This is a genomic window from Bradyrhizobium altum (genome assembly GCF_020889705.1).
Taxonomy (GTDB): Bacteria; Pseudomonadota; Alphaproteobacteria; order Rhizobiales; family Xanthobacteraceae; genus Bradyrhizobium; species Bradyrhizobium altum.
Map to the genome: position 1 here is coordinate 1 of NZ_JACMYP010000269.1, position 11,809 is coordinate 11,809.

Consider the following 11,809-nt stretch of genomic DNA (forward strand, 5'->3'; position numbering starts at 1 on the left):
CCGCGGTCGAGGTGATAGTCGACCAGCACGCCGGTGACGCGGCGCCGCGGCCTCGATCGCGCTGATCGCGCCGTCGGCATCGAGCACCGCGATCACCTCGGCGTCCCAGGCCGTCAGCAGCGTCTTCATGCCGTCGAGAATGGCGGGATCGTTCTCGATGCACACGATCAGCGAGCCGCTCATCGGCGTCTTCGACAGCGGCGTGGCGGTGGTGACGGCCGCGGTATGGTTGACGGCGGTGGCGACCGGCACGGTGACCGAGAACGCCGAGCCGCCGCTCACATTGGCCGAAATCGCGATGCGATGGTTGAGCACGCGCGCCAGCCGCTCGACGATCGACAGGCCGAGACCGAGGCCGCGGGCGATCCGGGCGCCCTGCTCGAGGCGATGGAATTCCTTGAAGATCTCGCCGCGCTTCTGCACGGGGATGCCGACGCCGGTATCGAAGATGCTGATCTGGAGCGTGTCGCCGCGGCGCCGGCAGCCGATCAGCACGCGGCCGCGCGGGGTATATTTGATCGCGTTGGAGATGAAGTTCTGCAGCAGCCGGCGCAGCAGCGAGCGGTCGGATTCGACCGGCAGCGAGCAGGCCACGAAGCGCAGATCGAGGCCCTTGTCGCGGGCGATCGGCATGAACTCGATCTCCAGCGAGCGCATCAAATCGGCCATCCGGAAGCTCGTGATCGCCGGCGTCATGGCGCCGGCATCGAGCCTGGAGATATCGAGCAGCGCGCCCAGGATGTCCTCGATCGCCTCGAGCGAGTCGTCGATGTTCTCGACCAGGCGCGAATCCTCGCCGCCGTTCTGGCGTTCGACGAGGCTCGTGACGTAGAGGCGCGCCGCATTGAGCGGTTGCAGGATGTCGTGGCTGGCCGCCGCCAGGAAGCGCGTCTTGGAGGCGTTGGCGTCCTCCGCGATGCCCTTGGCTAACGCGAGTTCCGAGTTCAGCCGCGTCAGCTCCTCGGTGCGGTCGCGGACGCGCTTTTCCAGGGTCGCATTGGCGCGCTCCAGCGCCTCCGCGGCCTCGAAGCTCGGCGTGACGTCGGAGAACGTGATGACGAGCCCGCCACCCGGCATGCGGTTGGCGCGCACCTCGATCACCAGATGGCGGTCGGTGAAGCGTTCCAGATAGGGCTCGCCCTCGGTGGTGTAGGCGCGCAGCCGCAGTTGCAGCAGGTTGTCGCTGTCACCGGCCGGCGGCGGACTGATCGCGCCCATGAATTCGAGGATCTCGGGCAAGGGTATGCCGAGCTGCACCAGGTGCGGCGGCAGCGCGAGCAATTCGGAGAACTGGCGATTGGAGCAGATCAGCTGCAGATCGGCGTCGAACACCGCGATGCCCTGGCGCACGTGATTAAGCGCGGTCTGCAGGATCTCGCGGTTGAAGTGCAACGCGGCGTGCGAGTCATCGAGCAGCTTCAGCGCGGCCTTGGCCGACACCGTCCGCCGCTGCAGCAGCAGCGACATCACGAGGCGCGAGGACGCCGCCCCGATCGAGGACGCGATCAGCCGCTCGGCGTGCTGCAGCAGCTCGAAATCGGCCGGTGCCGAGGCCAGCAGCACGACGTTGCGGTCGATGGCGAACGAGGCGAACGCCTCGCGGGTGCGGTCGGGACCGAGATATTGCGTCACCGTGCTCTCGATGTCCTGCACCGTCACCGTGGTGCGCCAGCGCCGGAAGCTCGGCGCGATCGGGGCCAGCGCATTGGGCACGAACACGTCGGCCTGCAACAACTCGATCGCGGACGGCGCGCGTGCCAGCGAGAACACGACGTAAGTGAGCATGTTGAGCGCGAGGCTCCACAGCACGCCGTGCAGCAGCGGCGGCAGGTCGGCGCCGAACAGCGCCTGCGGCCGCAGCGCCTCGATCCCGAACGGCCCATGCTGCAGCAGCATCAGGCCGGTGGTCGAGTTTTCCAGGAAGCTCGGGATGAACAGCGTGTAGAGCCACATCGCGAAGCCGACCAGCATGCCCGCCATGGCGCCGCGTGCGGTGGCCCGGCGCCAGAACAGGCCGCCGAAAAATGCCGGCGCGAGCTGGGTGATCGCGGCAAAGGACAGCAGGCCGATCGCGACCAGCTGGGTGTTGCCGAGCGCGCGGTAGTAGAAATACGCCATCACCATGATGGCGAAGATCGAGAAGCGGCGCGCCTTCAGCAGGAAATCGCCAAAGTCCTTCTGGCCGGCGCGGGCGTCGTCGCTGCGCGGCAGCACCAGCGGCAGCACGATGTCGTTGGAGACCATGATCGACAGCGCGACGCATTCGACGATCACCATCGCGGTTGCCGCCGACAGCCCGCCGACGAACACCGCGAGGCTGAGCAGTTGCGAATTGCCCTCGATCGGCAGCGCCAGCACGAACATGTCGGCATCGACCGCGCCGAACGGGAAGATGACGAGGCCTGCGATCGCGATCGGAATCACGAAGATATTGATGACGACGAGGTAGAGCGGGAACAGCCAGCGCGCCCGGGTGACCTCGGCGCCGGTCGAGTTCTCGACCACGCTGACATGGAACTGGCGCGGCAGCAGCATCACCGCGCAGAACGACAGCAACGTCATGATCAGGAAATTGCCGATCGACGGGACATATTCGATCGCGCGTACCGCCTCCGGCGTCTTCAGGGCGCGCTCGTAGAGCTCGACCGGGGAGAACATCCAGAAGGTGACGAAGGCGCCGGCGGCGATGAAGGCGACCAGCTTGACGATGGATTCGGCCGCGATCGCCAGGATCAGCCCGTGCTGATGCTCGGTCGCGTCGGTGTGGCGGGTGCCGAACAGCACCGCGAACACCGCCATCGCCAGCGTCACCATCAGCGCGATGTCGCCGATGATCGGGATCTTCGAGAATGCCTGATCCTCGCTTAGGATGGTTTCCAGCGACGAGGCCATCGCCTTGAGCTGCAGCGCGATGTAGGGCACCGAGCCGATGATCGCGATCAGCGCCACGGTGGCCGCGACCGCCTGGCTCTTGCCGTAGCGCGCGGCGATGAAGTCGGCGATCGAGGTGATGTTCTGCGACTTGGCGAGCGCGATGACACGGCGGAGCAGCGGGGTGCACAGCCCGATCATCACGATCGGGCCGACATAGATCGCCAGGAAGTCGACGCTGGTGCGGGTGGCAAAGCCGACCGAGCCGAAGAAGGTCCAGGAAGTGCAGTAGATCGCCAGCGACAGCGGATAGATCCACTGGCTGGCACGGCCGCGCCCACCCGCCGACCTGCGGTCGCCGCGGCTGGCAATGAAGAACAACAATCCGATGTAGGCGAACGCCGTGGCGATAACGCCCCAGTCGTGCAGCATCGCTGCTCATCTCCTGTCCCGGCCGCTGGGAGGGCCGGGTATCAGGATTATAACGCAAAGGGCCGGCCATGCGATGCGCGGCCGGCCCAAATTCGGGGGTAGGAAAGGATAGGGTTACTCGGCGGCCAGCGATTTCTGGTGCAGGGGCAGGCCGAGCCGGTCCCAGACCTGGAGCAGGGCCTCGGCCAGCGCGTCGATCAGGCCGTCGTCATGGTAGGGCGAGGGCGTGATGCGCAGCCGCTCGGTGCCCTTGGCGACCGTCGGATAGTTGATCGGCTGGATGTAGATGCCGTGGTCCTCGAGCAGCAGGTCGGAGGCGCGCTTGCACTTCTCGGGGTCGCCGACGAACAGCGGCACGATATGGGTGTCGCTCGACATCACAGGCAGGCCGGCGGCGGTCAGGATCGCCTTGGTGCGGGCGGCACGGTCCTGGTGGCGCTCGCGCTCCCAGTTCGAGGTCTTCAGATGGCGGATCGCAGCGGTGGCGGCCGAGCAGATCGCCGGCGGCAGCGCGGTGGTGAAGATGAAGCCCGGCGCATAGGAGCGGACCGCATCGATGATCTCGGCGCGGCCGGCGATATAGCCGCCGAGGCAGCCGAACGCCTTCGCCAGCGTGCCCTCGAGCACGTCGATGCGGTGCATCACGCCGTCGCGCTCGGCGATGCCGCCGCCGCGCGGGCCGTACATGCCGACCGCATGCACCTCGTCGACATAGGTCATCGCGCCGTATATCTCGGCGAGATCGCAAATCCTGGCGAGCGGCGCGACGTCGCCGTCCATCGAATAAAGGCTCTCGCAGACGATCAGCTTCGGCCGGTCGGGGCCGGCGGCGATCAAGAGCTCTTCGAGATGCGCGACGTCGTTATGGCGGAAGATCTGGCGTTCGCAGCCGGCCTGGCGCACGCCTTCGATCATCGAGTTGTGGTTCAGCGCGTCCGACAGGATCAGGCAGTTCGGAATCAGCTTGGCGAGCGTCGAGATGCCGGTCTGGTTCGAGACATAGCCCGAGGTGAACAGCAGCGAGGCTTCCTTGCCGTGGAGATCAGCGAGCTCCGCCTCGAGCTGCACCAGCGGATGATGGGTGCCCGCGATGTTGCGGGTGCCGCCGGCGCCGGTGCCGACGCGGGTCGCGGTCTCGACCATGGCGCCGACCACCTTGGGGTGCTGGCCCATGCCGAGATAGTCGTTGGAGCACCAGATCACGACGTTGCGGCTGCCTTTCGGCGAATGCCAGGTCGCGTGCGGGAAGCGTCCCGCGATCCGTTCGAGGTCGGCGAACACCCGGTAGCGCCGCTCGTCATGCAGGCGGTTGAGGGCGGTTTGGAAAAACTGGCTGTAATTCATCGGCGAACCCAGAAAGCGGAACCTGACCGGAAAACCTGCCTCTTCTTAGAGCTTTTCCAGCTCTAATGTCCATGCATTGGCCCACATCAGGGCATGCGCCGCAGTTGGGCAAATTGCCCTAGCTTGCTCGGTTTGGCTTGATTTCGGTCAAATCGCCGAGCGATGCCTTGCCGCCCGGCCCGGCGCTCAAGTCGTTTTGAAGCGCAGCATGCCGTCGTCGTGCATCTCGGCCGTCAGGCGGCCCTCGACCAGCATGTAATTCACATGGGCGACCAGCTCGCCGGCGGCAAAGCCCATCTGGTGCTCGTCCAGCACGTGCTTGTGGAACACCACGGGCACGAGTTCCTTGGAGGTCTGCGGCACCTCGCGGCAGGCCTCGGCGATCAGCCGGCAGCGCTCCTCATGGTGATCGGCGAGCTGCTTGATCCGGGTCTTCAGCCCGTAGAACGGCACGCCATGGCCGGGCAGCACCATCACGTCATAGGGCAGGGTGGTGGTCAGGCTGGCCAGCGAGGCCAGATATTCGCCGAGCGAGTTCTGCTCGGGCTCGACCGCCCAGACGCTGACATTGGGCGAGATCTTGCTCAGCACCTGGTCGGCGGACAGGAACAGCTTGTCGGCTGCGCAATACAGCATCACCTGGTCGAGCGCGTGCCCGCCGCCGGTGATCACCTTGAAGCGCCGCGTGCCGATCACGACCTCGTCGCCATGGGTGAGGCGGTGATAGGACGGCGGCAGCACCGACACCCGCTTCAGGTAGTCCTGGCCGCGGCCGAGCAGCTTCTCGGTCAGGTCCTCGTCCATGCCGTGGCGGCGGAAGAACAGCCGCTGCGCGTTGCGCCGTTCCTCCGTGCCGCGGTTCTGGTGATAGACCGATTGCAGATATTCCACCTGCGACATGTACAGCGGGCAGTCGAAGCGCTCGGTGATCCAGCCGGCGAGACCGACATGGTCGGGATGCGAATGCGTCACGATCAGCCGCTTGACCTTGACGTGCTTCAGCGGTCCCTCGAACAGCGTGGTCCAGGCCGCGATCGATTCCTCATTGCCGAAGCCGGCATCCACCATGGTCCAGCCGTCGCCGTCGGCGAGCAGATAGATGTTCACATGGTTGAGGCGGAACGGCAGCTTCAGCCGCGCCCACAGCACGCCGGGGGCCACCTCCACGACCTGGTCGTGGCCGGGATGGTTCTCCCAAGGGTATCGCAATGCCTCCGCCGAGGAGGGAAGGCTGTCGGTCTTCGTATGCATGCTACCGACTTAGCGGGACCCGGGCCGCCGCGCCAGCCGAAAAATCAGATAGTCGTCCGGAGAATGGGGTGGAATTGCACCCGAATTCCGTAGCCCGGATCAAGCCGGGCTACGGATCGCACAGAGGCGTTGCTAGGCGGCGCGGATGTTCGACAGGAAGCCGTCGATCTCGGAGCGCAGCACGTCGGCCTCGCGGCGCAGGGCGTCCGAGGCGCTGAGTACTTCGCCGGCCGCGGCGCCGGCCTCGGCCGAGGCGGTCGAGACGCCGACGATGTTGCTCGACACCTCACTGGTGCCGCCGGCGGCATGCTGGATGTTACGGGCGATCTCGCGGGTCGCCGCGCCCTGCTCCTCGACGGCGGCGGCGATCGCGGTGGTGACGTCGTTGATCTCGCCGATCGTGCTCGAGATGTTGCGGATCGCGGTGACCGCCGTCGTCGTCACCTCCTGCATGCTGACGATCTGCTGGCGGATTTCCTCGGTCGCCTTGGCGGTCTGGCTCGCCAGGTTCTTCACCTCGGAGGCGACGACGGCAAAGCCGCGGCCGGCCTCGCCGGCGCGCGCCGCCTCGATGGTGGCGTTGAGCGCCAAGAGATTGGTCTGCGAGGCGATGGTCTGGATCAGGTCGACCACGACGCTGATGCGTGCGGCATTGTCGGCAAGCCCCTGCATGGTGGTGTCGGTGGCGCTGGCTTCTTCGACCGCCTTGCGGGCGATCTCCGCCGAGGTGACGACCTGGCGGCCGATCTCGGAGATCGACGACGACAGTTCCTCGGTGCCGGCCGACACCGTCTGCACGTTGACCGAGGTTTCCTCGGCGGCCGAGGCGACCGCGTTGACCAATGCGCTCGACTGGTCGGCGGTCGCCGACATGCTCTGCGCGGTCGACTGCATCGAGTTCGCCGCGCTCTGCAGGCTGCCGAGCGCGGTGCGGACCGTCGATTCGAACGTCGCGATCTGCTTCTCCATGCGCGAGGCGCGCTCGGCCTTGGCGGAGCGGTCCTTGTTCTGGTTCTCGGTGAGCTCGCGGCCCTCGATCATGCTCTCGCGGAATACCTGCAACGAGTCGGCCATGACGGCGATCTCGTCGCGCTGGCGGCTCTGCGGGATCTCGGTGTCGAGGTCGCCGTCGGACAGCAGCTGCATCGAGCGTTGCAGGCCGCGGATGCGGCGCAGGATGTTGCGCCCGACATAGAGCCAGACGAACAGGAACGAGCCGACCAAGGTCAGCGCGCCGAGCCCGATCATTACCGTGGTTGCAAGTGAGATCTGCTGCCGCGCCTGGAAGGTCGACGAGTCGGTCTCCTTCTGCACGGCGTCGACCAGCTGCTGGACGCTGATGCCGAGCCCGACATTCAGCTTGCGGGTTTCTTCCAGGATGGTCTGGCCGTAATCGATCGAGTCGAGCTCTTTCTGGCGGATCTTGAACACGCCGGTCTTGCCTTCGCCGAGCACGAGCAGCTTCTCCGCGGTGTCGCGCACGGCAACGATCGCCGGATTGTTCGGCAGGTCCTCGAGGTTGGACTTGACGCGTTCGCGGCCCTTCTTGAACTCCGCCTCGATCGCATCGAGCGTCTCGCTGGAATTGGCCGACAGCGCCGCGGTCATGTCGGCAGCCATCAGATTGCCGGCGGCGAGCACGCTGCTGATCTGGCTGACGGTGCGGGCCGCTTCGGTGGCGTCGTCAGCGGAGACTTCGGCCGCGGCGAGGATGGCGTTGAGCCGGGTCTGTGCGTCGAGCGTCGCGGGACCAGTGGCGGAGACGAAGGCGGCCTGCGCCTTGCGCAGCGCGTTGTACTGCTTGTCGCGCAGCGCGCCGACCTCGAGCCGTTCGCGCGCCGCCGAGATCAGGCTCTTGGTGGCTTCATCGGTGTTCTTGACGTTCTCCTGCAGCGCGCTGACGACGGATTTGTCGGCGCCGAGCTCGATGATCTCGCCAAGCTTGGCGTTGGTTTGCTGCGCGACCTCCTGCACCTTCTTGGTGCGATCGTTCAGCGCATCCTCGCTCTGCACGGCGAGCAGGCCGGGCCCCTGGGCTGCGAGCGAGGCGCTCTGCGCGGAAAGTTGCAGGCTCGCGGCGAGCCGCGGAATGTCGCGGCCAGAGAGATCGCTCATGGTTCCGCCGAGCTGATGCAGCACGATGCCGGCGCCTGCGCTGATCACGAGCGCCATGCCTGCGATCACGGCGAATGCCACGAACAGGCTGCCTCTGACACCCATCTGCGGCAGATGGATACGCTTGAGATTTGGTTTGCCGAGCTTGAACCGAAACGCCATTGCCCCGTACCCCCTGGCCTTACCCTTGACCACTACTCTTGGATGTTTCCCCGGCGCGGGAGTATCAATGCGGCGGGTTAACAAAATCGGGAAAATTGCGACGATCTGCCGGATTTTTCACGGCTGCCGCGCATCGGCGCCGTGTTGGTCCGCTGTGCGGAATCGATGCGCGCGATCGGACGCAAAAAGGCCGGCGCGAGCCGGCCTTTCCACTCTCGGTTGTGGTGGTCGGTAACCTCAGTAGCGGCCGTAAGCGGGGCCGCCGAGGTTGCCGAGGTTGAAGCGGTAGTTGAGGCCCGCCTTCACCGTGTGCTCGTCATTGTGGAAGGTGCCGACCGGCACCAGCGCGCCGGGTGCGGTGAAGCGGCTGTCGCCGAAGTCGTAATACTGGTACTCGACCTTGGCCGACCAGTTCGGCGCGAACATGTATTCGGCGCCGCCGCCGATGGTCCAGCCGTTGCTGTGGTTGTCGCTGAGCGCGAAGGGGACCTGCGCGCCACCCAGCGTCACCGTTTCGTTGTTGTCGGAATAGGCGTAACCGCCCTTCACATAGATCAGGCCCGGGCCCCAGGTGTAGCCGACCCGGCCGGTGATCGAGGCGATGCCGCGCTGGTTGTTGTTGTAGACGTAGCCGCCCGGGAAGATCGCATTGAGCTGGTGGCCGCCGACCCAGGAATACTGGCCTTCGAGGCCGATCACCCACATCGGCGACAGCTGCCAGTCGTAGCCGCCCTGCACGCCGCCCATGAAGCGGGCGCTGGAGTCGGACAGCGCGAGGCCGTTGAACGTGTTTTTGCCCGAGAACACGCCGCCGAGATGGCCGCCGAGATAGAAGCCGGTCCAGTTGTAGAGCGGCGCGGCGTACACAGGCGCGGGCGCCTTCTGGTAATAGCCACGGGAGCCGAGGTCGGCGGCCTGGGCGGTCGCGCCAAAGGCAGCGACGGCAGCAGCCGCGGCTGCGGTTGCGAGCAGGAACTTCTTCATGGGGCAGTCTCCGGACAAGTCATGAGGCGCGGCGTGAATGGCGCCATCCATGGCGATGCGTTAGACCGCATTTGAATAAAATGCTGTCACCGGAAGGCGGCTCGGAGCGTTAAGCCGCACCCTTTGCGGCGAAACGTTTTGTTGTGCCTAACGAACGCTTAAGGTGGAATGACGGAAGGCTTAACGCGCCGCGCGCGCCACGCGTCTGCTGTTAACCAAGCCCTCGGCTAAGCTAATCGCTTGCGCACGTCGTCGCGCATCTGCTCGCGGAACGCCTGGCGGCGCGCGGCGCGATCCTTGACCGGAACGTCGTGGCGATCGAACACGTCGAACTTCTCCAGGATCGGATAGTGCTCGCTCGCCATCGCCAGCACGCGCAGCAGGCCGGCGACCTTCGGGGTCGGGCCGCTGACTTCCCACTTGCGGAGCTTTTCGGCGCCGCCGGTAGCCGGCAACCCGCACAGCTTCGCCATGTCAGCCGCCGTCAGCTTCCGGCCGAGCGCCTCGCCGAGATGTTCGCGCAATTTCTTCAGTTCAGGGCCAGTCACTCTTGGGTCCGTTCCGCGATTTTGAAGTGTGAAGTGAGTCACATGACGTGATCGAGGTGCAGGCTATACGCCGCGCATGCGACTTCTAGAGGAGACCATCATGCACGGCATCATCGAAAGCCTCAGCCCCGAACAGACACAGATCGATTGGAAATGGGTCGGCAGTGTGTTCGCGTTCTACGTCGTGCTGATGATCGGCGGAGTGGGTCTGCTGCTCGCGCAGTGATGCGTTGAACGCGGCGGTGCCCGCAATGACGGAAGCGATCGCTGGGGAAGGTGCTGGTGCTGCCAGACAGGATTGAACTGTCGACCTCTCCATTACCAATGGAGTGCTCTACCACTGAGCTACGGCAGCGTGCCCGGGAAAAATTGAATCGGCCGCAAGGGCCCGTCCAAGCGGGCGGTTCTTGCCACAGGCCTCCCGTTGGCGCAAGCGAAACAGCGCCCCGGTTGCCGATGAAATCGGCACAAACTGACATTCCTCGCCCGTGATTCTGCCCAATCCGGCCGATTCCGGTCCGATTGGGTTCCGATCGGGCCGGCAAGCCGGATTTTGCCCACCCGCCGAATCATGCCGCTTGGCGCAACTGGCCGACCGGGCAGGGTGCGCGGGCGGCGGCCATTGGCTATGTTCGGCCTCGCGGAAGGCGCGACGGCGGTTCGAGAGTTTTGCAATGACAGGTGAGCACGACAGAGGCGGCGGGCAGGCCGGAGCCCGCGTGAAGGATTCACGACAGGATCGTCTCAAGCTGGCGCTTCGCGAAAATCTGAAGCGGCGGAAATCGCAGGCGCGCGGTCGCGAGGATGTGGCTTCCGAACCAGCCCAAGCCTCGTTAGATGACGCCTCGCTAGAAGACGGCTCACGAGACGACGCCGGCGGAAGCGAGCCGGGCCGCTAGAGCGATTTCTGCGAGATGGACATCAGTTCGTGCAGAAAATCCGGCAAAACGACAAGCCAGGGCCTGGGTTCTGGTTCTAGTGAGAATCGAAACTCCGGCCGGTTGGCATTTGTTGCAACAAGAAGCGAGTCGCCGAGATGGCCATGGATGAGACGACGATCGATCGGCTGAACGCCACCGCCACCGCCTTTCCGCGCCATGAGCAGACCTTTCCGACCCTGACGGCGCACGAGATCGAGCGGATGCGCCGCTTCGGCGAGCCGCGGTCGTACAAGGACGGCGAGGCGCTGTTCGAGACGGGCAAGCCGGGGCCCGGCATGTTCGTGGTGCTGTCGGGCAGCGTGTCGATCTCCCAGCGCGATGGCCTCGGCCGTGTCACGCCGATCATCGACCAGGGGCCGGGGCAATTCCTTGCCGAGATCGGCCAACTCTCCGGACGCGCCGCGCTGGTCGACGGCCATGCCGAGGGCCCCGTCGAGACGCTGTTGCTGCCGCCCGAGCGGCTGCGCGCGCTGCTGGTCGCCGAGGCTGATCTCGGCGAGCGCATCATGCGCGCGCTGATCCTGCGCCGGGTCAGCCTGATCCAGGGCGGCGCCGGCGGGCCGGTGCTGATCGGCTCCGCGTCGGTCGGCAACATGGCGCCGCTGCAAAATTTCCTGGCGCGCAACGGCCAGCCGCATCACGTCCTCGATCCCGAGACCGACAAGGATGCCGCCGACCTCGTCGCGCGCTATTCGCCGACGCGCGCCGAGCTGCCGCTGGTGGTCTGTCCGAACGGCACGGTGCTGCGCAATCCGTCCGAGACCGCGCTTGCGATGGCGCTCGGCATGATCGGCAACAGCGCGCATGAGAAGCTCTACGACGTTGCCGTGGTCGGCAGCGGCCCGGCCGGCTCGCCACCGCGGTCTATGCGGCCTCCGAGGGGCTGTCGGTCGCGGTGTTCGATTCCCGCGCCTTCGGCGGTCAGGCCGGCGCCAGCGCGCGGATCGAAAACTATCTGGGCTTCCCGACCGGCATTTCCGGCCAGGCGCTGGCGGGGCGCGCCTTCAATCAGGCGCAGAAATTCGGCGCCGAGATGCTGATCCCGGTCTCGATCAAATCGCTCGACTGCTCGAAGGCGTCGGGCGCGTTCACGCTCGCCACCGGCTGCGGGCACACGCTGCGCGCGAAGTCGGTGGTGGTCGCGAGCGGCGCGCGCTATCG

At 66.0% G+C, this 11,809-nt stretch carries 6 protein-coding genes, 1 tRNA gene and 2 pseudogenes; 2 read left to right on the forward strand and 7 right to left on the reverse strand.

Annotated features, from left to right (window positions below; all coding sequences use genetic code 11):
* The 6 genes and pseudogenes from H8B02_RS39095 to H8B02_RS39120 form a co-directional block, all read right to left on the reverse strand.
* Positions 1 to 3,303 (reverse strand): annotated as a pseudogene (locus H8B02_RS39095) (sensor histidine kinase); the annotation flags it as partial.
* 114 nt (positions 3,304 to 3,417) lie between these two features.
* Positions 3,418 to 4,647 carry a 5-aminolevulinate synthase gene (gene hemA, locus H8B02_RS39100; protein ID WP_229171059.1) on the reverse strand — a complete coding sequence of 410 codons (1,230 nt, stop codon included), beginning with the start codon at positions 4,645 to 4,647 and terminating at the stop codon, positions 3,418 to 3,420.
* Between the two features lie 186 nt (positions 4,648 to 4,833).
* Positions 4,834 to 5,898 carry an MBL fold metallo-hydrolase gene (locus tag H8B02_RS39105; protein ID WP_212317191.1) on the reverse strand — a complete coding sequence of 355 codons (1,065 nt, stop codon included), beginning with the start codon at positions 5,896 to 5,898 and terminating at the stop codon, positions 4,834 to 4,836.
* A 132-nt stretch (positions 5,899 to 6,030) separates the two neighbouring features.
* The gene (locus tag H8B02_RS39110) at positions 6,031 to 8,175 is read right to left on the reverse strand and encodes a methyl-accepting chemotaxis protein (protein WP_229171060.1); all 2,145 of its coding nucleotides are present in this window, start codon (positions 8,173 to 8,175) and stop codon (positions 6,031 to 6,033) included.
* A 237-nt stretch (positions 8,176 to 8,412) separates the two neighbouring features.
* The gene (locus tag H8B02_RS39115) at positions 8,413 to 9,159 is read right to left on the reverse strand and encodes an outer membrane protein (protein ID WP_229171061.1); all 747 of its coding nucleotides are present in this window, start codon (positions 9,157 to 9,159) and stop codon (positions 8,413 to 8,415) included.
* Between the two features lie 227 nt (positions 9,160 to 9,386).
* Entirely contained in the window at positions 9,387 to 9,707 is a 321-nt protein-coding gene (locus H8B02_RS39120; RefSeq protein ID WP_229171062.1) for a hypothetical protein, read from the reverse strand.
* A gap of 100 nt (positions 9,708 to 9,807) precedes the next feature.
* Here H8B02_RS39120 and H8B02_RS48265 point away from each other — a divergent pair, with 100 nt between their 5' ends.
* Complete coding sequence (locus H8B02_RS48265) at positions 9,808 to 9,933, forward strand: hypothetical protein (RefSeq protein ID WP_283842305.1); 126 nt, start codon at positions 9,808 to 9,810, stop codon at positions 9,931 to 9,933.
* A gap of 54 nt (positions 9,934 to 9,987) precedes the next feature.
* On the opposite strand, the gene H8B02_RS39125 is transcribed toward H8B02_RS48265, so the two are convergent.
* Positions 9,988 to 10,062: transfer RNA gene (locus H8B02_RS39125), tRNA-Thr, on the reverse strand.
* A gap of 681 nt (positions 10,063 to 10,743) precedes the next feature.
* Here H8B02_RS39125 and H8B02_RS39130 point away from each other — a divergent pair.
* Positions 10,744 to 11,809 (forward strand): annotated as a pseudogene (locus H8B02_RS39130) (cyclic nucleotide-binding domain-containing protein); the annotation flags it as partial.

Excerpts from the sequence above, each read along its gene's own strand:
- hemA (WP_229171059.1), bottom strand. The coding sequence starts at position 4,647 with ATGAATTACAGCCAGTTTTTCCAAACCGCCCTCAACCGCCTGCATGAC.
- H8B02_RS48265 (WP_283842305.1), top strand. The coding sequence starts at position 9,808 with ATGCACGGCATCATCGAAAGCCTCAGCCCCGAACAGACACAGATCGAT.
- H8B02_RS39105 (WP_212317191.1), bottom strand. The coding sequence starts at position 5,898 with ATGCATACGAAGACCGACAGCCTTCCCTCCTCGGCGGAGGCATTGCGA.
- H8B02_RS39110 (WP_229171060.1), bottom strand. The coding sequence starts at position 8,175 with ATGGCGTTTCGGTTCAAGCTCGGCAAACCAAATCTCAAGCGTATCCAT.
- H8B02_RS39115 (WP_229171061.1), bottom strand. The coding sequence starts at position 9,159 with ATGAAGAAGTTCCTGCTCGCAACCGCAGCCGCGGCTGCTGCCGTCGCT.